Here is a 21,521-nt window from a genome sequence, read left to right on the forward strand (position 1 = left end):
GTTATACATCCTCCACGCGCACGGCATGAGCGAGGTCGTCGATAAGCTCTACTTCCACGTCACCCTTGCGCAGGATCACGCGGCCTTCACGCAGCTCAAGTTCCACTTCAGAGCCCAAGGTGATCCCGGCGTCTTGTAGGCGTGTGAACTGGTCTTCATCCACCTGGAGGATTTCGTTGAACTGCACCACGCGAACTTTGCGGGGGCTCAATGATGCCGCGTCAATGGTGCGTACACCCACATCAGCGGTAGCCACATTGGCGCCGAGTTCATCGAGTCCTGGGATTGGGTTGCCAAAGGGGGAGCGGTCGATGGTGTCCAGCACCTCTACGAGACGGCGCTCCACCTCTTCGCTCATCACATGTTCCCAGCGGCAGGCTTCCTCGTGGACTTTGTTGATGTCCAGCTTGATGATATCGGTGAGGAGGCGTTCCGCGAGCCTGTGCTTGCGCATCACCGCGGTGGCTAGAGCGCGGCCTTCAGTAGTCATCTGGAGGCTGCGGTCATTGGCAACCACCACGAGTCCGTCGCGTTCCATACGGGCAACGGTCTGGCTCACGGTTGGACCAGACTGCTCCAAGCGCTCCGCAATACGAGCACGAAGGGGAGTGATACCTTCTTCTTCAAGCTCATAAATGGTGCGCAGATACATTTCTGTTGTATCTACCAAATCCTTCATTGTGCAGTTCTTCCTTTACATCCACAGGAACGCTTTTGCCGCGATGTGCCACTTATCTTAAGAGTTAAAAGTAGGGCACGGAGTTGTAACGCTTCACACAGTGTAACGGGTTTTTCGCCAGGGTGAGTAAGTTGTGGGGGCAGGAGCTTGGGCGGGGGCGGGAGCTTGGGCGGAGGTAGAGGTGGAGGAAAGATCCGACTGCAAGAGCCAGCCACCTCGTTCCGAACCGACTTGGCCTACACAGCGTAGGCGCGCAGCTTGTCTGCTCGTGAGCCGTCACGCAGCTTGCTCATCACTTCACGTTCAATTTGGCGTACCCGTTCCCTGGAGAGCCCGAACTCGCGGCCGATCTGGTCCAGGGTGCGAGGGACGCCGTCGTCCAGACCATAACGCATACGGATCACATCTTGTTCACGCTGCTCAAGGGTGTCCAGGACGTCGCGGATGTCGGAGTGGCGCAGGGAGGCTACTACTGCGGATTCTGCGTCGGTTGCCTCGGAATCCTCGATGAAGTCACCCAGTGGGGCTTCCTCATCGGCACCCACGGGCATGTCCAAGCTCACTGGGTCACGGGACTGCCGCAGCAGCATGTCAATCTTGTCTTCCTCAATCCCCGACTCCTCGGCGAGTTCCTCATTGGTAGCTTCGCGGCCGAGCTGCTGATACATCTCGCGCTTGATGCGCGAAAGTTTGTTGACCTGCTCCACCAGATGCACTGGGAGGCGGATGGTGCGGGATTGGTCTGCCATACCGCGGGTAATGGCTTGGCGGATCCACCAGGTTGCATAGGTGGAGAACTTGAAGCCCTTGGAGTAGTCGAACTTCTCCATGGCGCGGATCAACCCTAGGTTGCCTTCCTGAATGAGGTCCAACAGGGGCATGCCGCGGCCTGTGTAGCGCTTCGCCAGTGAAACTACCAGGCGCAGGTTCGCCTCAAGGAGGTGGGAGCGGGCCTTTCGGCCATCCTTGACAAGCACCTTGAGGTCACGCTTCATCGCGCGGGTCAGCGGCTGATCTGAGTTTTCCAGGAGGTGTTCTGCATACAGGCCAACCTCGATGGTCTTGGCGAGCTCAACTTCGTCCTCGGCCGTCAGCAACGCGGTCTTACCAATACCGTTGAGGTACACGCGGACCAGGTCTGCGGAGGGGTTGTCATTGCTATGGCCGCGGCGGCTTCCGCGGTCAACCTCTTCGGATTCAATCTCCTGCATGGATGGGTTGGTCATCCTCGCCTCCTTCAAAGCCGTTGTTGCGCGGTTGTCCTCCTGCGTTCACAGCAGCGCACCGAATGACAGTGCAAAACAGGCTGCCCATGCGTGGTGTGCACAGCGCCCTTACCGCGGTTCTACACAGCCCAACGGACTTGCCTTGAAATAAGTTCCCGAGGCGTCCGCCCGGCACAAAATTTGCTGCAAAAGAGCTGCCTACCGACGTCACACACCGCCCCCACATGGGGGCGCACACGTTCGCGGCGCTAGCACTCCACCAACAAAGTAAAGGGTCCTTCATTGACGCTGGAGACTCGCATCATCGCCCCAAATCGCCCCGTCTCCACCGGAATCCCGCGTTCGCGCAATCCCTGCGCAATGCGGTCCATCACGGGTTCAGCCACCTCAGACTTCGCCGCAGCGGACCAAGACGGGCGCCGGCCTTTCTTGGTCGCCCCCATCAGCGTGAATTGGCTGACCAACAAAACGGGCGCACCGGCATCTTCCACGCTGCGCTCACCTTCGAGGATTCGCAATTCCGCTATTTTGCGCACCATGGTTTCCCAAGCATCGGGCGCATCCTCGCTGCCCACACCAACCAGCGCGAGCACCCCACCAGTCTCTGGGGCGGAAATGGCTCCCACCACTTCACCGTCCACGGTAACGCTGGCCTCACTGACCCGAGTAAGCACTGCTTTCATTGAGAATCACCACCTATTTCAACAGCTCGGCAGGGATCACCAGGCCATGCCGCACCAAATCAGCAATCAGCCGCGGCAGCTCGCTCACAAGCCCGTCTGATTCTTCCTCGTTGAGACCCTGGCTCAGCGCATATAACGCCCCAATTTCCTCCAAGCCTAGCCCCTGCGGGTGCAGGCCCTGCACAATAGTCTGCACGGCTTCATCAATCTCATGCGTCCACCGCGGCCCCTCGGTGCGGGTGAGGCGCCGCACCACATTGCGGAAGCCCTGGCCGGCTGCGTCGTCAGGCACACTCACTTCCTCCAGCGCGAGGCCCGGGCGCACCTGATAACGCGCAGCCAAAAGATCCTCGGGGGTTTGCTCGCTGAGCCACTGTGCTCGGGTGAAGTATTCCTCCACCTCTTGGCCCAGGCTGCCTGAAAATTGCTGGTTGAACTCCTCAAACACCAGCTCGCTCGGGGTGTCCTCGTCCACTTTGTGCAGGAAGATGAACCCAAAACCGATGCTCTCCACCTCACGCCGGGCAAAATGCTCCAGCCAGGCGGTTGCGCGGAGTTGGCCTTCGGGGGAGCGAGGGTCGATGCTTTCATCGCGCAGCCACGTGTGCACATACAGTGCCGGGTCAGCAATATCCCTCTGCAGCACCCAGGCCCGCACGCCGTGGGAGGGCAGCCAGGAAGCGATGCGCGCCTGGGCCCGCTCGCTCGCGGTGTGCACCCAACTGCCCAGCAGAAATGCTGTTGCACCAAGCTCCAGGTGCTCCGGGCTTTGGCTGGTCACCAGGGCTGTGGCGCCGTCCAAATCCAGCCCAGAATCACGGTACACATGATCCACCTGCCCAAGGCCCACCACAAACGGCGGGTTCGCGATGATGCGTCCGAAGCGCCGCCCCGCCACAGGCTCAAACCAGCTTCCCTCGGCCAAGGTGATGTCAGTGCCGCTTGCCGACGCGGCCAAGGTGGCACGGGCAAGATCGAGCGCGCGCGGGTGGACGTCTGTGGCCACGATCTGTTCGGCGCATCCGAGCTGGCCCAACACCTGTACGCCCGAGCCGGTGCCTAGATCCAGCACGCTCGAAACCGGGGAAGTGGGGGTGACGGACAACAACGAAAGGCTTGCTGCGCCCACGCCGAGCACATGGTCACTACTGGGAACGTGCTGGTAAATGATGGAGGCGTCGCGGTCTGAAAACACCCAATGGTCTTTACCCGCAATCTTATGAGGGCGGATATCAAACTGCGCGTAGAGCAATTCCGCTGAAGCGCCCGCGTTCGTAGCTGCTGCGAGTACACCCGTCTCCTGGAGCGTGGCTGCCAACGTTGCGCCCACTAGCGCTACAAGCTCCTCCGGAGTGACTCCCTGGTGTAAAGCAAACACGCGGACTGCCTGCGCCTGCGGGGTGTGATTCTCACGCAGGGCGAAGCTCACCGAGGCAGGGTCCCCGCGGTGGAGTGCCGCGAGGGCTGCGGCGCCCAACAAGGATTCCAGCCCGGAGGGGGTGTAGCCCACCGAGCGGAAGAACTCAGCGAGCGGTGCTGCCGCGAGGTGAAGGTGTGCAGTCACAGGGGTGTTCCTCGTTTCCTTTTAAAAATTTTTGGTCGCAATAGGTCCTGCACTCAGGCTGAGGGAGGGGTGCTGCGCCGCGCTTGCTGCGTGGGGGCTGTGGCGCTGGCGTCGTCATAAATCATGATCTCAGCATCGCGGGAATCGGACGGGCTTTGGGGCAGCGCGGGTGTGGAGCGTTGCTCGATCTCGAAGCGTGCCACCGCGGGTTTATACACTTTGGGCGCGCGGGAATCGCGGGGCTCGCCCACACCATTGGCCACCACCACGGCGATCCACGGCAGGGGCACCGAGATGACAAACAGCAGGGAGGACAGCCACCAATTTTCCAACCACACATACGTGGCTCCGGCGGCGAGGAGAAAAGGAATACGCAGGCCCTGCAGCCAAGCGTAGGCCCGTTCCCGGTGACGCAAGTTTTCCTGGGCGGAGCGCCTGGCGTCCGTGACCAAAGCCGCCCTGTGACCCCGAAGCCTGCGCCAGAGGCGACGAGCAGGGCTGACCGTGCGGTGCTGCTCGGCTTGCGCGGGGTCATCGTGCCACACCTCATCGGGGCCTGAAACGGACATGGTTCATAGCCTAGCCCTTGAGTGTGCGTGAACGCTCCAAGTGGTGCAATATGGGTGGGGTGAGTACGAGCACCAAAACGATTGAGCGTCCCGAAATCCGGGAAGACCACGGGACGGATGATGACACCCCAAAGTTTTTCCACTATGTGAAGAAGGATCAGATCGTGGAATCTGCCGTATCCGGCCGCATGGTGGTGGCGTTGTGTGGGGAAACGTTCCCAGTGACCAAACAAGCCAAGCCGGGCAGCCCCGTGTGCCCTGACTGCGAACGCGTGTACCGAGGTCTGCGGAAAAAGTGAGTTCCAACCTTCGCGCTTGGCAGCAAGCAGCATTGGAGAAGTACCTCACCGAAAAGCCAAAAGACTTCCTGGCCGTGGCAACCCCTGGCGCTGGAAAAACTACCTTTGCGCTGCGCATTGCCACGGAGCTTTTGGGAAACCGCACGGTGGACCGAGTGATCGTGGTGGTTCCTACGGAGCACCTAAAAGTGCAGTGGGCGCTTGCCGCGGCACGGGTGGGGATCGCACTGGACCCGAAGTTCAAAAACACCGATGCGATCAATCCCCAGTACCAAGGTGTGGTGGTGACGTATGCCCAGGTTGCCATGCACCCCTACAAGCACTACGCCGTGGCCACCGCCAGGCGCACCCTGGTGATCCTCGATGAGATCCACCACGGCGGCGACGCCAAGAGCTGGGGTGACGGCATTCGTGAGGCCTACGCGGATGCCGAGCGCCGCCTCGCGCTGACGGGTACACCATTTCGCTCCGACGATGCCGCCATCCCCTTTGTCCGCTACGAAGAAGACGGTGAGGGGCACCTGGTCAGCCAATCGGACCACACCTATGGCTATTCCGATGCGCTTGCCGATGGCGTTGTGCGCCCCGTGGTTTTTTTGGCCTACTCCGGTGAAGCCCGCTGGCGCACCAGCGCTGGGGAGGAATTTGAGGCGAGGCTCGGCGAGCCACTGAACGCGGAACAAACCGCCAAGGCGTGGAAGACGGCCCTTGACCCCAAGGGTGAGTGGATCCCAGCCGTATTGCAGGCGGCGCACACCCGCTTGACGCAACTGCGCCAACACATTCCTGATGCCGGTGGCCTGGTGATTGCCACGGACAAGACAACCGCGCGCGCCTACGCAAAGATCCTGGCCACCATGTCCAGCACCCCGGTTGCGGTGGTGCTTTCTGATGAAGCCGGGGCCTCCGAACGAATCGAAGAGTTCAACGCTAGTGCGGATGAGTGGATGGTTGCGGTGCGTATGGTGTCCGAAGGCGTGGACGTGCCCCGTCTTGCCGTGGGCGTGTATGCCACCAGCTCTTCCACCCCGCTGTTTTTCGCTCAGGCGATCGGCCGATTTGTGCGCCTGCGCGCCCAGGGCGAATCCGCCTCCGTGTTCCTACCATCCGTGCCGGTGTTGCTGGAATTGGCCGCCAAACTTGAGCAATCGCGTGACCATGTGCTGGGCAAGCCGCACCGGGAAAAAGAAGGCTTTGATGATGACCTGCTTGCCCAAGCGAACAGGAAACTCTCAGAGCCCGATGAATTGAAGAAGTTTGAGTCACTCGGTGCGGTGGCGGAGCTGGATGCCCTGATCTACGACGGCTCCTCCTATGGAACCGGCGCCATCGCCGGTTCCGCGGAGGAAGCGGACTACCTAGGCCTACCCGGGCTCTTGGACGCGGAGCAGATGCGGGCGCTGCTGCAAAAACGCCAGGCGGAGCAAATCGAAAGCCAGAGCGCGAAAAGACCAGCTGCACAGCAACCTGGCGCACAACCTAATTCGGCATCGGGTGCCGCCGCGTCCGCAGCGCCGAACGAGCAGGCACGTGCTGAGGAGGTGGCCAGCCAGGTCATCCCACGGCTGCGCAAGGAACTCAACAACCTGGTAGCCCACGCCGCTAGCCGCACGGGGCGCCCCCACGGTGCAATCCACACCGAGGTGCGCCAGGCATGCGGGGGTCCGGCAACCGCGCTGTGTTCCGCGGAGCAGCTTCAGGCGAGGATTGACTACCTGCGGCAGTGGTAAACTGGGTCAGGCGTTGGCTGGCGGTGGCGATCCGGTGGCAGGCCCTTTCGTCGCTGGGATTTCATCGGACATACCTTGACTGGCATCCACATTACTTTGAGTCCTCGCGCCAGCACTTAAGGGTCCTGTGGTACAGGCTCCTATTAGCAGTTAAGGGTATGTCACTGCCTTCGGTGGCAACACCCCCGGGTCATGTGTACGACAGGGACGCATATGAGCCATACCGAAGCCAGCGACTAGTTCCTGCTAATGCAAACAGGAACGGAAGTAACCGTAGCGCACCCACAGAAGGGGGCACAAGCCATGAACACTTCAGCTGGCGGGATCGGCGTCTAACAGCTAACAGCGAGTCCCACAACCACTGCTCTCAGTGACGCCAATATAAAAGGTGGTTTTCGGTGAGAAAGGAACCAACAATCATATGCACCCGATTGTGCAAGTTGCCGGTTGCCCAATGCTCGCGCATGACGGTATCGACAGCCGTGAGACCTGGAAACAGTTTCCGTCCGTGTTTCTATTAGCTGTCATCGAACGTCTAAGGTCCGGGTCCAACAACCGTCGAATTATGGAAACCGCAGGGCGAATGAGCCATGCCGTGGCCAGCAACTAAGCTCATTATCGGGGGGGGGATACTCCCAAAGTAACGGGCAGCGGGGAGACCAATTTTAGCTCTATTTGAGTGGAGAGATGGCGCCGGGATTCCGACTGGATGGATCGTAGATTGACGGGCTAAAACCCAGGGCGGATAAGGTTTCACTATCCGTGTATTTCACAACATGCACGCGGAAGCAGAGTTCTTCGAATGTATCCTCATCGAGTTCATAGCCTCCAAACAGCGCGGGGTCGTAATTGTCGTTGATAAACCTACTTTTAATGATTGAAGCGTTTTCTTGTCGTACATCACGTAATCTTGGTGAGCAATACTTGTAGATAATTAGTTCGCCACCTTCATGAACTCGATGTAGGATGTGCCGCCACCACCAACGGTCGGTCTCTCCGGTTGAACTCCCGAAAATGATAAAAAGTTCGGTTTCTTCAATCATTTTCCTATAGCGACGAGGAGTTTGCGCCCAAAAGGTCTTTTCAAATTTGTGGTAAGAGCCACGAGAAGCTTCTTGATCCGTACCGTCGATTCCGAAAAGCAACGAACGGGGTATTGATTGAACCCCGTGAGGATGGTGAATCTCCGTCATGAGGTAAGCGGAGCATCCTGTTTCCGCATTAGCCCTGCTGCCGTATTCATGCGGATATGAATAATCTCTAGGATTCCTGTGGAACAGAAAATTAGTGTCAACGGTCCTGTTGGGGTGGGGATTGAACTGTTCCTGGTCGAGATATAGGTAGTTATCAAGCAAAAAAGTGTAGTTAAAGTTGATGATGTTGAAATTAAACAAGTGGTAGTGGTCAGCATTTTGAGGGAAGTCCAAAATGCGGTAGGCCCTGGAGTCAATATCTGCCAGAAAGCGCCCAAAGGTGCAATAAGCCCAGCGATGATTTTGAGCCCTCTTATCAAGATCATTAAGTAGCTCCGGGCTAACAACAAGGTCTAGAAAGCTGGAAAAGTGTCGCTGAATCTCCGCCAAATCTCGTCGAAGATCGTCATAGTTGATAAACGCTTCACCAGAAACAAATTCTTGCAACCGGGCCTCGAAGTCGCTCCAATTGGGGAAACCGTCTTTTTTGAGTTTGAGCTTTTCCTCATGCTCCTGGCGAAGTTCGTCCATCTTCTTGAAAATTATATTGCCTGGATTGAAATTCATTGATTTTAAGTAAAAGAAAAATGATTGATAGTCAGTGCGGTACTTAGCTTCTAAATTTGTCAGAGCAGCAATGTCAAATCCGTTACCGACTAGCATCATAATGTTGTGCTGCTTTTGGCCTTTAGAAGGGAGAAGGTTTTTGAAGTCTGTATGGTCGAATTTTCTGATTCCGGGACGAATTGGATCTTCGGTGGGAACAGGGGCTGGGTTGATCACGATTCTCCTTTTGGCTCCGGGCGTTTTTAAGAGGTCCATAGTCAATCTCGAACCTATCAACGACAAGAATATGGCAATTGGAGCGGTCAAATCCAGAGTTAATTGAGATAGTCCCGGCGGCATACCACTTGCTATCGGTGCTTGAGGGGGTAGGTTGCCATTGAGGGGCCCAAGTGGCGACAGGGGGTGCATCGCTATAGTAGGGGATCAGCGGCCAGACAGATAGTATCGAACGTACGTCGGGCTTTTCTCAGTAGCGTTCCCGCGCCGTGAAAAGGTAAGAATCGGCCCTATCCCCAAGCCTCAAGGAGTTCGAATCATGCCACGGTCGGACAAATCCACAATCACAGCCGAGCTTATTTAAGGGGTCGAATCGCGCTCACTGGAAAATCTTGATGTCGCTGTCATCGGATGGCGCCACAGTGTTCCTGGCGACACCGTCGAGAAAGTAGCACACTGGTGCGTGGAGAGGGGCTTGATGAGTAAGGATTCACTTGCTGTCATGCAATACGTCGACTGGAGCAGCATTTTAGCCGCTGACGAAGATGATGTGGCGGTAGATATGAGCGCGTTCATGAAGCAGCTGTTTAAGGTGATGAAGATGGAACGGTCCATCGACGCGGCAGTGCAGCAGGCGTAGCCGCAGCACCGAAACACGAAACGACGCCACCAGGTCTACCAACACACCTGGTGGCGTCGTTTTTGCGCTGTGCTAGTCCAGATAATCCCGCAGCACCTGCGAACGCGATGGGTGGCGCAGCTTCGACATGGTCTTGGATTCGATCTGGCGGATACGCTCACGGGTCACACCGTAGACCTGGCCGATTTCGTCTAAAGTGCGTGGCATGCCGTCGGTGAGGCCAAAACGCAGCTTCACCACGCCGGCCTCGCGCTCGGAGAGCGTGTGCAGCACGTCTTGGAGCTGGTCCTGCAGGAGGGTAAAGGAGACGGCGTCCACGGCGATGACGGCCTCGGAGTCCTCAATGAAGTCGCCGAGCTGGGAATCGCCCTCGTCACCGATGGTCTGGTCCAGGGAGATGGGCTCACGGGCGTACTGCTGGATTTCCAGCACCTTCTCCTCAGTGATGTCCATTTCCTTGGCCAGCTCTTGCGGCGTTGGCTCGCGGCCGAGGTCCTGCAGCAGCTCGCGCTGGATACGACCAAGCTTGTTGATCACTTCCACCATGTGCACAGGGATGCGGATCGTGCGGGCTTGGTCAGCCATCGCACGGGTGATGGCCTGGCGGATCCACCAGGTCGCGTAGGTGGAGAACTTGTAACCCTTGGTGTAGTCGAATTTCTCCACCGCACGGATCAGGCCTAGGTTGCCTTCCTGGATGAGGTCCAAGAACGCCATGCCACGGCCGGTGTAGCGCTTGGCCAAAGACACCACGAGGCGTAGGTTCGCCTCAAGGAGGTGGTTCTTTGCCTTGCGGCCATCACGGGCAATTGCGCGGAGGTCACGCTTGACCGCGGGGGTGAGTTTAGCGTCCTTGTCGCCGTTGGCGTATGCCTCCTCCATCTGCTCCATGCGGTAGGTGGCGTACAGGCCGGCTTCAATTCGCTTTGCCAGAGACACTTCTTGTTCGGCGTTGAGCAGAGCTACCTTGCCGATCTGCTTGAGGTAAGCGCGCACGGAGTCCGCAGATGCGGTGAGCTCGGCGTCCTTGCGGGCTTGGCGCAGGTTCGCGTTCTCGTCCTCATCCCAGACGGCTGCGCCGGCGTCTTCTTCGTCGTCCTCGTCTTCTTCATCGTCGCCGCCACCGAGTTCATCGATCTCGTTGATGCCGCCTTCGATGTCTTCCTCGTCATCGGAGAAGTCCTCGTCAAGGTCTTCGGAAAGATCATCGCCCAGGTCGCCGTCGAGGTCAGCGTCTACATCGGCGTCTACATCCGCGTCCAAATCCACGTCAGCGTCAACAACGCCATCAGCACCGAGCGCCCCTGCTAACTCCTCGTTGTCTTCCGCCTCCGGGGAACCTTCGGCCTTGGTCGCGCGAGAAGTGGCCTTTTTCGCCGTCTTCTTTGCGGCCTTGGTGGCTTTCTTCGCGGTCTTCTTTGCCGCCGCCTTCGTAGCCTTCTTGGCGGTCTTCTTCGCAGCAGCCTTTTTCGCCGTCTTCTTGGCTGGCTTTTCGGCCGCGCCGCGTTCCTCGCCGACGTCGGTAGCGGCGTCAGTCTGGGTGCCGGCCGTGGTGGAGTCCGCTGATGGCTGGGCGTCTGCTGCCTCAACGCGTGGTGCTACCTTGCGGGCAACCTTCCGGGCAGACTTCTTGGCTGCCTTTTTCACGGTCTTTTTCGCGGTGCTTTGATCCGCGATTGCCTCAGCGGTTGCATTCTCGGGAGAGTCAGTGGCTGCCACGAACGCCCTTTCGCTCGGAGTTGGAAAACTTCTTTTTGCACTACAGAGCATGCAACTGACCGTCGGGGTGAGTAGTGTCAACGGTCAAGGTGCGAGCCCCGCGGGGAGGGATGCCGGTATGGAACGCCTCCGCCGAGTGCGGCACTCAATGGCAAGTGGGGGAAGGTGAGCCCCCACGAAACTATTGAGAAAGTGGATTGAACAAGAATTGAACAAAGCGCCATTATAAAACAAGTTGCACATCTTTGTGCTGAGCGGCGCTTTGAACGGCCGGATTCAGCGCCCAAATCCCAACCAGTGGGTGCTGGGGCTGCGCCCACCTACGGGTGAACGTGCCCGGCAACTGCCATTGCGGCGCCTACGATGCCAGCGCGGTTGCGCAGCTCAGCAGGGACTACGGGAGTGTCCACCTCGAGCTTGGGAATCCACTTTTCCGCCTTGCGGGAAATGCCACCGCCGGCGATGAATAGCGAAGGCCAGAACAGACGCTCGTACTCAGCCAAAACAGTGTTCACGCGCTTGGCCCACTTGCCATAGCTCAGTTCCTCGCGGTCCTTCGCAGCAGAAGAGGCAAAGCTTTCAGCCTCAGCGCCATCAACCATCATGTGCCCGAGTTCGGAGTTGGGGAACAGCACGCCGTCGATAAGCAGGGCGGAGCCGATGCCCGTGCCGAAAGTAAGCAGGATGACTGCGCCTTCCTTCGCGCGTGGGTCACCAAAGTTCACCTCGGCGAGGCCTGCAGCGTCGGCGTCGTTGAGCACACTGATTTCACGATCCCCAAGTACCCCGGCGAACAGCTCGTTGCAGTCCGTGCCCACCCAGGAAGGATCGATGTTGGCCGCGGTCAGCGCCACGCCGCCACGCACCACTGCGGGGATCGTGATGCCAACCGGGCCTTCCCATTCCGCCTGCTGCACAATCTCGGCCACTGTTGCAGCCACTGCCTCAGGGGTAGCTGGCTTAGGAGTGAGGATTTTGATGCGATCACCGATGAACTCACCGGTGGAGAGGTCTACCTTGGCGCCTTTGATGCCGGAGCCGCCAATGTCAATGCCAAAACCAATGTTCGTCATGCCCAACAGTGTAGCCAGAACTCTCCCGCCGCCGCGCCAACCCCGCGCCCTAGGGATATCCTTGAAAAACATGACATTCATGACACCCGGTTCCCAGGCAATTGCCGACGCCGCCCAGCGTCACTTCACCCAAGGCTGCAGGGCGGAGCAAGGGGTGGAGCAAGGGGTGGAGGGGGAGAATCTGGAGCTGCTTGAACTCGCAGTTCGCACTGCATTAAGCGCAGCAGAACTCATCACACGCATCCGTGGGGAGCTGGGCGACCTCACCGCGTACACCAGTACGAAGAGCTCTGAGGTGGACCCGGTGACGGTGGTGGATCAGCAAGCAGAAGCACACATCGTGGGGTCTTTGTCTGCTGCCCGTCCGCGCGATGGTTTCGTGGGGGAGGAGGGGGCCCAGGCTGCGTCGGAAAGCGGAGTCACCTGGTATGTGGACCCCATTGATGGCACCGTGAACTTTTTGTACGGCATTGCCCAATATGCAGTGTCGATCGCTGCTGCGGAGGGGGAGCGGCTGCGAGTTGGTGTGGTGGTGAACGTGGCCACAGGCACGCTCTACGCTGCTGTGGGAGGGTCCGGCGCGATTGCGGTGAGCGCGCGAGGTGTAGAAGTGTTGGTAGGTCCGCGTCCCGCGCTGCTGCAGCAGAGCTTGCTCGCCACCGGGTTTTCCTACGACGCTCAACGGCGGGCGGCCCAAGCCGAGCTGCTCAAGCAATTGTTGCCGCGTGTGCGCGACGTTCGGCGGATGGGAAGCGCCGCACTTGACTTGTGCGCGCTCGCAGCGGGGCAGGTGGACCTGTATTTCGAGCACGGGCTGCACTCCTGGGATTTTGCTGCAGGTGCGCTTATTGCAACGGAGGCTGGGGTGGCGATTCACCGCCCCAAGCTGGATACTCAAGGGGCCGATGGTGCGGCGATTGTTGGTGGACTAATGGAAAACGTCCGTGCCTTGGAGCGGGTGATCGGGGGCAATCTTCCCTTGGGGTAGAAAATGTGCGTTAATGCTTTTCACGGCATATTTTTCTGGGTGTTTTTCAGTGGTTTGTGCAGGGGTAAACTTTGCCCCCTCGCGCCTTGAGGTGACAAAAAGTGGAAGTTCTTTTAATATGCGCCTCGACAACCAACGCATGTGGTGGTAGGAAGTAGCACACGCGCGCTGCACACGCATGTGGGCGGCTCAACAAAATTCCCAAAAATTCCAAACCCTTCCAACCTCAAGTCCAGGCTTTTGGTCAGCAGGAACGGACCCGGGCAGGAAAGGGAAGGGATAAGACTCGCCTGCAACGAAGGCACTGCTCCTTACTCCGCCTTGAACAAAAAGGACAACGATTATGGCGACTGACTACGACGCTCCGCGCCGCCGCATGGAAGACGATCTTGAAACCGATTCCCTGGAGGGGCTCAAGGCGGCGGAGGCAAATAAGAGTGACGTTGACGACGACGGCGAGCTCATTGACTCCTATGAGTTCCCCGCGATCGATGTCTCCGGTGAAGGCTTGGATGTCAAGCAGGTGGAGCCGCGCCGGGCCGACGAGTTCACTTGTTCATCCTGCTTCCTGGTGCAGCGCAACAGCTTCATTGACCATGTAGAGGATGACGGCTCCGTTATCTGCCGCGACTGCGCATAGCGCTTCGAATCCCGCGCCCCACCACTGTTGATGATGGGGCGCCTTTTCGTGTTTATTGTCCAGCTTGTTCCGCGCTGCGCGCGTGCGTGACGTCGGGAACGAACGCCTCCAAGAGGGCATCAGGGTCTTTGGTGGAGATCAGCCAATAGGGGGTGGGGTCTTCCGGGTCGTCGAGCACGAGCATCGCCATTTCGGGCACCCAGCCATGGGACACCAGGTAGGCGGCGGGGTCCAATTGACGCCCCATTGCACTGCGCTTCGCGTTGGAAGGAACCGCGAGCGCGCGGGAAACCACCGTGTGTGGCAGGTTGGCCTCGCCTGCCACGAGCCACCTCACGCCGGTGGAATCCTCCTCAACGCGCAGCCGCGTCCCGGAAAGAGACAGCAGGATCCACACCGCTGCGGCGCTGAGCAGCACCGCAGGTACATACAGCCAGATTTCCGCGCGGTTCATGGCAAATTGCGCGGTGAGCAGAGCAACCAAAAAACCGGCGATGAGCCACCAATACCACGGCACCCACTGCCGTTCGCTGTAGAGCACCTTGATTTGGGAAGAGTCTTGCTGTTGCGTCACAAGCAGCAAGTGTATCCCACTAAAGTTGGAATCCCGGTAAATCCCTCAACGCATGTGCGCCCAGCCCGCGGCTTGCTTTCGCTCCCGGCTCCGTAGGCGGAATCCGGCAGAGGGGAGATGTTTGGGTTTGGGAAGGTAGGGTTGTTTGGGTGGAAGACAACTTGCAACAAGCGCAACCAGATCTACAAGTACAGCCTCCTGAAATCTGCCTCGAGGTGAAGAAGGTCTCCCTGCAGCGCCTGGATAAAGGGCTCCCTATGCCGGTGCGTGCACACCGCGGTGACGCAGGTGTGGACCTCTACGCGGCTTCGGATGCTGTGATCGCTCCTGGCCACCGGGTGCTCGTCGGAACGGGCGTAGCCATAGCCCTGCCGCTGGGGACCGTCGGCCTGATTCATCCTCGCAGTGGGCGCGCCCTGAAAGAGGGCTTGAGCGTGGTGAACACCCCGGGCACAATTGATGCCGACTACCGCGGTGAGATCAAAGTGTGCCTGATCAACCTGGACCCCTCTGAACCGATCACCATCACCCGGGGTGAGCGCATTGCGCAGCTTGTGATTCAACGCGTGGAACTTCCAGAGTTCATTGAGGTGGAAGAACTCGATTCCACCACCCGTGGCGCCCAAGGCTACGGTTCCACGGGCGTCAATTAGCCATCTGCCTTCGCGCGAGGCCCAGCGCCCAGACCCCTGAGAAGCCAACCGAAATGTAAAAGGAAGAATTAATTATGGCGTGGCCATTTTCCAAGAAGCGTACCGACGAAACCTCAACCGCCGATCAACCAACCACAGATCACCCGGCCGCTGGAATTGAGGGAGAAACCCCTGCGGCTGAAGCCGTTGAAGCAACCCAGGTGGGTGATTTTCACGCAGACGAGCAGGTTGCGCACGACCCCGTGAGCGGGGAAATGGGACCTTACGACGCGGGCCTGGTGAACCCCCAGGAGTTCGATTTCTCCGATTTCTCCGACGGCGTCTTGAACCTCGGCTCGCTCATCGTGGCGCTTCCTCGCCCCAGCGAAGTGCAGGTAGAGATGGGTCCACAGGGGCCAAAGATGCTGCACATCCTCACCGAGCATGGCAGGCTCACCCCAGTTGCCTTCGCAGCTTCCAAAACGGACGGGCATTGGCGCGAGCACACCAAGGTGGTAGCAGAGGACATGCGTGCCCAAAACCTGCACGTCACCATCGAACAGGGCCCGTGGGGGCGCGAAATTGTGGGCAAGCCAGAGCAGGAAGGTGCAGGCATCATCCGCATCATTGGTGTAGATGGCCCACGCTGGATGCTGCGCATGACCACCGCAGCGCCCGCAGACAAGGCCGAAGCCATGGCTGAACTCGCCCGTGAAGTAGTGGCACGCACCTTTGTGGTCCGCGGCAACAACCCAATCCTTGCGGGCAACTCACTGCCAGTGACCCTGCCCGAGCCGCTTGCCAAGCAGGTGCAGCAAGAGATGACGCGCCGGGCACAGCAGCAGAACGCGCAAGCTCAGCAGAACCAGCAAGCTCAGCAGGAGCAGCAGCCAAATCAGGAGTAGGCAAATCACGCTGCGCCCCACACCAACCATTCACTGAGACTCTCCCCGGACTCTCCCCCCGAGCACATTTGAAAAGTCAGGCAATCATGGACCAGCACGAACCCGCATTACAAGTGGGGGCACAACTCGAAGCCCTCATCACCACCATGGCCCATGGTGGGGAAGGCATCGCCCGGGTGGCCGGCCAAGTGTTGTTCGTCCAAGGTGGATTCCCTGGGGACAAAGTGTTGGTGCGCGTGGATCAGGTAAAAAAGCGTTTCGCTCGCGGTCAAGCGGTGGAGATCCTCGAGGCTTCTCCGAGCCGTAGTGAGCAACGCTGCCAGGCGGCCGCACAGGGCGGTGGGTGCTGCGACTTCGGAGCCCTGAACCCAGCCAGCGAACTTGAGTTGAAAACCCAAGTGCTACGCGAGCAGCTTCAGAAAGTGGGCAGGTTTGCCGAGTTGCCAAAGATTAGCCAAGCTGCGTTTGGGGAACCAACGGCGTGGCGCACCCGAGTGCGTTTGGGGGTGGACAGCTCAGGTGTTGCAGGCGTGCGCAAGCTCCATTCCCGTGAGGTGCTTGCAGGCGTGCCGTGTGCACAAATGCCCCAAGAGTTAGCTGATGCGATTTTTGCACAACGATTCACTCCCGGCAGTGAAGTTGTGGGTGTGCTTGATGCCCTCGGCCAGGTCCACATTGTGGAAGTCACCGCACCCGCACGCGGCAAGCGCGCCGAGCGCACGGAACGGGTAGTGCTTGGCTCTGGCATTGTTACGGAGCAGGTGGGCGATGTCCGCTTTGAGCTTCCAGCCACCGCCTTCTGGCAAGCCCACAAAGGGGCAGCTCAGTTGTATGCGGACGTGATTTTCCAGTGGGTAAGAAAGTGGATTGGGGCCACCGCTGGGCTGGAACTTCAGCAAGAGCAGGCCGCAAGGCTCGTCGGTTGGGATTTGTACGGCGGCGCAGGAGCCTTTGTGGCGGCTTTGGGCCATGGGTTGGCGTCGGTACGCCCAGTTGCCAGCACCGCCGCACCCTCTGTCCTCGTGGAGTCTGTGGAGCTTGCACCCCAGGCCGCGGCCGCCGGTAAGCAGGCGTATGCGCAGGTGGACGGCTTCGAGGTACGTTTCCACAGTGAGAAGGTGGAACGGTCCTTCAAGAGCCTGCGCGCGCCACACGCTGTGGTGCTGGATCCGCCGCGGGTAGGGGCAGGCGCTGAGGTGATCGCCCAGATTGCGGCGGCAAAACCCAACATTGTGGTGCACATAGGCTGCGATCCGGCAACGTTTGCACGAGACGCCCTGGCGTGGCGTGAAGCCGGGTACGAACTGGAAGAAGTGCAGGTGGTCAATGCTTTTCCAGGGACCCACCATTTTGAAACGCTCGGCAGGTTGCGCCCCGCGCGCTCAAGCCACGAGTGACACAATGAGTGCCACAACGAGTGCCACAAACCGCCAGAAACACAGTTTTTGGAAGCCAGCTTGTAGAATGCAAGTAGATTTTTGCCCGCACTGCGCGGGCGTCTACGCCTAAGTGGCATTCGTGCTGCTGGGGAGTGCGGCCAGCCCCGCACTTCGGCGTGGGAGATCCTGTTGTTGCGTCCCTGTGGCGAACTCATTGACCCTGTGGCGAACTCACCTCAGTGGAGCGCCACCTGCGGTGCTTACCGCGGCATCGGGCAGGACATCGGTATGTAGAGAAAGGTGCGATCGTTTCACCCATGGGAATCCTTCAACGCATTTCCTCGCCCGCAGACCTCAAGAAGCTCAGCGGTGAAGAGCTGGAACAGCTCGCCAAAGAAATCCGCGACTTTCTCGTGGAAAAGGTCTCCGCCACTGGCGGGCACTTGGGCCCCAACTTGGGTGTGGTGGAGCTCAGCATTGCGATGCACCGGGTATTTACCTCGCCCGCTGATGCCATCATTTTTGATACCTCGCACCAGTCCTACGTCCACAAGATTCTCACCGGGCGCATGGAGGGCTTTGACAACCTGCGCCAGCAAGGTGGTCTCTCCGGCTACACCTGCCGCGCAGAGAGCGAGCATGACTGGACGGAATCTTCTCACGCCTCCGCGGCGCTTTCCTATGCCGACGGCCTGGCCAAAGCCTTTGAGATTCAAGGCACTCCAGAGCGCAACGTGATCGCCGTGGTGGGCGACGGCGCCCTGACCGGCGGAATGTGCTGGGAGGCACTGAACAACATCGCCACCTCCAAGGAACGTAACGTGGTGATCGTGGTCAATGACAACGGCCGCAGTTACTCACCAACCATCGGTGGCTTTGCGGAAAACCTCGCTGACCTCAGAATGAAGCCCTTCTACGACAAGGTGATGGAACAGGGGAAATCCACGCTCAAATCCCTGGGCTGGATGGGGGAACGCACCTTCGAAGCGCTGCACGCCTTCAAAGAGGGGGTGCGCTCCACTGTGTTCCCCACGGAAATGTTCCCCGAGCTCGGGATGAAGTACGTGGGTCCCGTGAACGGGCACAACCTCAAAGCCGTAGAACACGCCCTGCGCTACGCCCGCGACTACGAAGGCCCAATCATCGTCCATGTGGTCACGGAAAAAGGCCGAGGCTATGCGCCCGCCGAAAACGACGTAGCCGAATTGATGCACTCCACCGGGGTCATCAACCCCAAAACCGGAGAACCCGTGGGCACCAAAAGCCCCGGCTGGACCTCAGTGTTCAGCAAGGCACTCGTGGAGGCGGGCAAACGCCGCGATGATATCGTCGCAATCACCGCAGCCATGGCAGGCCCCACCGGGCTCACGGCATTCGGCGAGCAGTTTCCCAAGCGCTTTTTCGACGTCGGCATCGCCGAACAACACGCCGTCACTTCCGCGGCAGGGTTGGCGCTGGGCGGCCTGCACCCAGTGGTAGCGATTTACTCCACCTTCCTCAACCGCGCATTCGACCAATTACTCATGGACGTGGCACTCATCAACCAGCCCGTGACCATCGTGCTGGATCGCGCCGGGATCACCGGTTCCGACGGTGCCAGCCACAACGGCGTGTGGGACTTCTCCCTGGCGAGCATCATTCCAGGGATTCAAATCGCCGCACCCCGTGACGGCGAAGCCCTGGTGGAGCAATTCAATGAGGCCCTGGAAATCACCACTGGGCCAACCGTGGTGCGCTTCCCTAAAGGCAATCTTCCGGAGGTCATCGAGCCACTGAGCGTGCTTGAAGACGGCGTAGAGGTGCTGCATTACACCGACGCGGCAGACGCCACGGAGGACACCCCGAACGTGCTCATCGTGGCCGTTGGCCCCATGGCAACCGAGGTCATGGCAGCAGTCCCGACAATCGAAGCATTAGGCGTTGGCGTGACGGTGATCGACCCTCGCTGGGTGGCACCAGTGCGGGCGTCGGTGCTCGCCCTCGCAGACGACCACGACCTTGTGATCGTGGTGGAAGACGGCGTGGTCCACGGTGGCATTGGGGCGCTGATCGCCTCCGCCGCCAACGCAGCGAGCATTGACACCCCGATGCGCAATATCGCCTTCCCCGAAGTATTCCCAGAGCACGCCACGCGTGAGCAGCTCATGGATGTTTTTGGCATGAACGCAGAGGGCATTGCAGAGCAAAGCACACAGTGGATCAGCGAGCTTTTCGGTGAGCTCGCCACCACGGAGGACTAGCGCAGAAGTTTCGGCTCGCGTGCTTAGGCACGCTGGTCGATGAGCGCGTGCACGAGTACTTCGAGCACTGCCTCGCGCTGCCACGGCCGCGCACCTGCCTGCCTGAGCGCGTCGTGAATCTGCGAACGATTGTGAAGCTGCCCCAGCACCACCGCACTCCAGACAACCTCCCTGAGCACGGCGGGGGTGAGCAGAATGTCGAGCGGGACGTGAAGTGAGCTGGCGATTTCCCGCAGCTCAGCCTCCACTTGGCCGTAGCACTTGTACGCATCCGGGGCGAGCGCCTGCCATTGGTTGCGCGGTGGCACCTTGATGTGGTCGCTGCCGGCGGTGAAGCCGAAGCCGGGCGCGAGTTCTGGATAGCTGTGCTTCGGCGCGCGCAAGGTGTCCAGGATGCACCCCACAAAGCTATGCATCCACGCTGGTCGGGTGGCTTGTGGGGGAAGGAGCCGCTGGGCGTCGCGCCAACCCCGCGGAAGCTTGGATGCCAAGGTGATCAGGTGGGGGTCTTTCAGCACCTGCGCCACCGGAACATCATGTTCCTGGGCGATGCGCTCTCGAACCTGCCACAACGCCTGTGCCGCTGCGAGCTGCTGCCTCGTGCGCAAGCGATGCACGCCCTTGATGTCCAACCATGTGCGGGAGGGGGATTGAAAGTGCTGGTAGAGGTGTGTTTGCCAGGCCATTTCCTCCTCGAAGATCCGCTGCTTACCTTGGGTGTGGATTTCTTGGCGCAGCACCTCATCGATGGCATTGAGGTAGAACACATCCATTGCCGCGTAGTGCTGCCAGGAAGTGGGGAGCGGGCGGCTGGCCCAATTCTCCTGACCAAAACCCTTAGCGAGGTGTACCCCAACACAGTGTTCCGCGAGCGTGGCCAAGTTCACCTTGGGCAAATCCAGAATCCTTGCGGTGATCTCCGTGTCCACCACGGATCCCGGGGTCAGCCCCAGTGTGTGCAGGTTGGGAAGGTCATTTGCACCTGAATGAAGCAGCCAGTCTTGGCCGTTCAGAAGCGTTGCCAGGTGCTCGGCAACGGCCCGAGGTTGCAGGTGAGCATCAAACAAAAAGGTCCCAGCGCCCTCACGCGCGATCTGCACCAAGCAGGCATCGGGGGAGTACTGGTGTGAGGGAGCTCTTTCGACGTCCACAGCGTACCTTCCCCTCCCGGAGGCAAGGTGCGTTGCGGCTGCTTCAATTGCTGCGGGGGTATCCGCGAGCACAAAGGTGCGGTCTGCCGGCGGTTGTGCTGAAGATGCGTTCACTGTGCTTGCTGCGTTGGTGGGCCTGGTTGTTGGACGTGCCCGAAATTATGCCCGGGACCCGAGCTCAACTACGCCCTCCGGCGGGAGGCCAGCAACATTGGCAAGCACATAGGAAAAGGCTTCAACGTGTGCAGCGAGGTCAGTGCCTTGGGCGGTCCAGGACGCGCGCATCTCAATTTGGTAGGCGCGTGGTGGCCCGCCGATTTCCCCAAAACGGACGGAAGCTGTGGAGGTGACGGTACCCCCGAGGTTGGTGTGCTCGGCTTGTGCTTGGGTGAGGCCTTCGGAGAGCCACTCCCAGGCAACGTCAGGGAGCATGGGGTCATTGGCTACCGCATCGTCCATGTCTGCCTGGATGTATGCCACCAGGCGCATCGAGCCCTCCCAGGATTCCTCAGAGGCGGGATCGTGCAGCAAAATGAGCCGACCGAACGCATCGCCGTGAGTGTCCAACCGGGTGGCGTCGGAAAGCTCCTCCTCATGGAGAATCTCGAGGCCGATAGCGTGGCTGAAGGGGGCGAGGCGTTGCGGCGGGCGGATGGTGCCCAAGCTGATTTCGGGGCGCAGGCGAGCGCTGTGCATCGACTCAACCGCCTGGGAAAATTCACGCGGCGTCTGATCGCTGCCAACCTGGGTTGGTGAGGGCGCGATCTTTGGCGTTGCATGGATCTCATTCACAGTGTCAACCTATCCGCAACTGCAGTGGCTTAGGGGAAGGCACGCCGAGAGGGGGTGTGTTT

General features: G+C 59.6%; 21 protein-coding genes. 9 read left to right on the forward strand and 12 right to left on the reverse strand.

What is annotated here, in order from left to right:
- Position 1: 1 nt before the first annotated feature.
- From NQ018_RS01620 to NQ018_RS01640, 5 genes are all read right to left on the reverse strand, one after another.
- Complete coding sequence (locus NQ018_RS01620; RefSeq protein ID WP_257037176.1) at positions 2 to 679, reverse strand: metal-dependent transcriptional regulator; 678 nt, start codon at positions 677 to 679, stop codon at positions 2 to 4.
- A gap of 236 nt (positions 680 to 915) precedes the next feature.
- Positions 916 to 1,905, reverse strand: a complete 990-nt coding sequence (locus NQ018_RS01625; RefSeq protein ID WP_306428371.1) for a sigma-70 family RNA polymerase sigma factor — start codon at positions 1,903 to 1,905, stop codon at positions 916 to 918.
- Between the two features lie 248 nt (positions 1,906 to 2,153).
- Complete coding sequence (dtd, locus tag NQ018_RS01630; protein ID WP_257057799.1) at positions 2,154 to 2,588, reverse strand: D-aminoacyl-tRNA deacylase; 435 nt, start codon at positions 2,586 to 2,588, stop codon at positions 2,154 to 2,156.
- Between the two features lie 13 nt (positions 2,589 to 2,601).
- Positions 2,602 to 4,152, reverse strand: a complete 1,551-nt coding sequence (locus NQ018_RS01635; RefSeq protein ID WP_257057801.1) for a DUF7782 domain-containing protein — start codon at positions 4,150 to 4,152, stop codon at positions 2,602 to 2,604.
- Between the two features lie 53 nt (positions 4,153 to 4,205).
- Entirely contained in the window at positions 4,206 to 4,721 is a 516-nt protein-coding gene (locus NQ018_RS01640) for a DUF3099 domain-containing protein (protein WP_257057803.1), read from the reverse strand.
- Between the two features lie 59 nt (positions 4,722 to 4,780).
- Here NQ018_RS01640 and NQ018_RS01645 point away from each other — a divergent pair, with 59 nt between their 5' ends.
- Both NQ018_RS01645 and NQ018_RS01650 read left to right on the forward strand, forming a co-directional pair.
- Entirely contained in the window at positions 4,781 to 5,020 is a 240-nt protein-coding gene (locus NQ018_RS01645; protein WP_257038894.1) for a DUF3039 domain-containing protein, read from the forward strand.
- Positions 5,017 to 6,750: a DEAD/DEAH box helicase gene (locus tag NQ018_RS01650; RefSeq protein ID WP_257057806.1), complete on the forward strand. Its 1,734-nt coding sequence runs from the start codon at positions 5,017 to 5,019 to the stop codon at positions 6,748 to 6,750. The genes NQ018_RS01645 and NQ018_RS01650 overlap by 4 nt, the downstream gene beginning before the upstream one ends.
- Before the next feature lie 367 nt (positions 6,751 to 7,117).
- Here the strand turns inward: NQ018_RS01650 and NQ018_RS01655 are convergent, their stop codons facing one another.
- Both NQ018_RS01655 and NQ018_RS01660 read right to left on the reverse strand, forming a co-directional pair.
- The gene (locus tag NQ018_RS01655) at positions 7,118 to 7,249 is read right to left on the reverse strand and encodes an FAD-binding domain-containing protein (RefSeq protein WP_257057915.1); all 132 of its coding nucleotides are present in this window, start codon (positions 7,247 to 7,249) and stop codon (positions 7,118 to 7,120) included.
- Positions 7,250 to 7,421: 172 nt separating this feature from the next.
- Positions 7,422 to 8,726, reverse strand: a complete 1,305-nt coding sequence (locus NQ018_RS01660; RefSeq protein WP_257057808.1) for an AbiH family protein — start codon at positions 8,724 to 8,726, stop codon at positions 7,422 to 7,424.
- Between the two features lie 502 nt (positions 8,727 to 9,228).
- Between NQ018_RS01660 and NQ018_RS01665 the strand changes: the two genes are divergently transcribed.
- The gene (locus NQ018_RS01665) at positions 9,229 to 9,366 is read left to right on the forward strand and encodes a hypothetical protein (protein ID WP_257057810.1); all 138 of its coding nucleotides are present in this window, start codon (positions 9,229 to 9,231) and stop codon (positions 9,364 to 9,366) included.
- 72 nt (positions 9,367 to 9,438) lie between these two features.
- On the opposite strand, the gene NQ018_RS01670 is transcribed toward NQ018_RS01665, so the two are convergent.
- On the reverse strand, positions 9,439 to 11,085 hold the full coding sequence (locus tag NQ018_RS01670; protein WP_257057812.1) for an RNA polymerase sigma factor: 1,647 nt from the start codon (positions 11,083 to 11,085) through the stop codon (positions 9,439 to 9,441).
- A gap of 320 nt (positions 11,086 to 11,405) precedes the next feature.
- A complete protein-coding gene (ppgK, locus tag NQ018_RS01675) occupies positions 11,406 to 12,158 on the reverse strand; it encodes a polyphosphate--glucose phosphotransferase (protein WP_257057815.1) in 753 nt (250 codons plus the stop codon).
- A gap of 70 nt (positions 12,159 to 12,228) precedes the next feature.
- Here ppgK and NQ018_RS01680 point away from each other — a divergent pair, with 70 nt between their 5' ends.
- Both NQ018_RS01680 and NQ018_RS01685 read left to right on the forward strand, forming a co-directional pair.
- Positions 12,229 to 13,146 carry an inositol monophosphatase family protein gene (locus NQ018_RS01680; protein WP_257057817.1) on the forward strand — a complete coding sequence of 306 codons (918 nt, stop codon included), beginning with the start codon at positions 12,229 to 12,231 and terminating at the stop codon, positions 13,144 to 13,146.
- Positions 13,147 to 13,489: 343 nt separating this feature from the next.
- Entirely contained in the window at positions 13,490 to 13,786 is a 297-nt protein-coding gene (locus NQ018_RS01685) for a DUF4193 domain-containing protein (protein ID WP_257038901.1), read from the forward strand.
- Between the two features lie 52 nt (positions 13,787 to 13,838).
- Here NQ018_RS01685 and NQ018_RS01690 read toward each other — a convergent pair whose 3' ends face one another.
- Positions 13,839 to 14,360, reverse strand: coding sequence for a DUF3093 domain-containing protein (locus NQ018_RS01690; protein WP_373566873.1), 522 nt, complete (start codon positions 14,358 to 14,360; stop codon positions 13,839 to 13,841).
- Between the two features lie 215 nt (positions 14,361 to 14,575).
- Between NQ018_RS01690 and dut the strand changes: the two genes are divergently transcribed.
- The 4 genes from dut (at position 14,576) to dxs (ending at position 19,516) form a co-directional block, all read left to right on the forward strand.
- Positions 14,576 to 15,013 (forward strand): dUTP diphosphatase, encoded by a 438-nt coding sequence (dut, locus tag NQ018_RS01695; RefSeq protein WP_257057928.1) that lies wholly within the window; start codon positions 14,576 to 14,578, stop codon positions 15,011 to 15,013.
- Positions 15,014 to 15,087: 74 nt separating this feature from the next.
- Positions 15,088 to 15,897 (forward strand): DUF3710 domain-containing protein, encoded by an 810-nt coding sequence (locus NQ018_RS01700; RefSeq protein ID WP_257057819.1) that lies wholly within the window; start codon positions 15,088 to 15,090, stop codon positions 15,895 to 15,897.
- 86 nt (positions 15,898 to 15,983) lie between these two features.
- Positions 15,984 to 17,294, forward strand: a complete 1,311-nt coding sequence (locus tag NQ018_RS01705) for a class I SAM-dependent RNA methyltransferase (protein ID WP_257057821.1) — start codon at positions 15,984 to 15,986, stop codon at positions 17,292 to 17,294.
- A gap of 299 nt (positions 17,295 to 17,593) precedes the next feature.
- The gene (dxs, locus tag NQ018_RS01710) at positions 17,594 to 19,516 is read left to right on the forward strand and encodes a 1-deoxy-D-xylulose-5-phosphate synthase (protein ID WP_257057823.1); all 1,923 of its coding nucleotides are present in this window, start codon (positions 17,594 to 17,596) and stop codon (positions 19,514 to 19,516) included.
- Positions 19,517 to 19,539: 23 nt separating this feature from the next.
- On the opposite strand, the gene NQ018_RS11570 is transcribed toward dxs, so the two are convergent.
- Positions 19,540 to 20,781 (reverse strand): HRDC domain-containing protein, encoded by a 1,242-nt coding sequence (locus NQ018_RS11570; RefSeq protein WP_257057825.1) that lies wholly within the window; start codon positions 20,779 to 20,781, stop codon positions 19,540 to 19,542.
- A 45-nt stretch (positions 20,782 to 20,826) separates the two neighbouring features.
- On the reverse strand, positions 20,827 to 21,459 hold the full coding sequence (locus tag NQ018_RS01720; protein WP_373566874.1) for a DUF3000 domain-containing protein: 633 nt from the start codon (positions 21,457 to 21,459) through the stop codon (positions 20,827 to 20,829).
- Between the last annotated feature and the right edge of the window lie 62 nt (positions 21,460 to 21,521).

It is taken from the genome of Corynebacterium kozikiae, assembly GCF_024580965.1.
GTDB classification, from domain to species: Bacteria; Actinomycetota; Actinomycetes; order Mycobacteriales; family Mycobacteriaceae; genus Corynebacterium; species Corynebacterium kozikiae.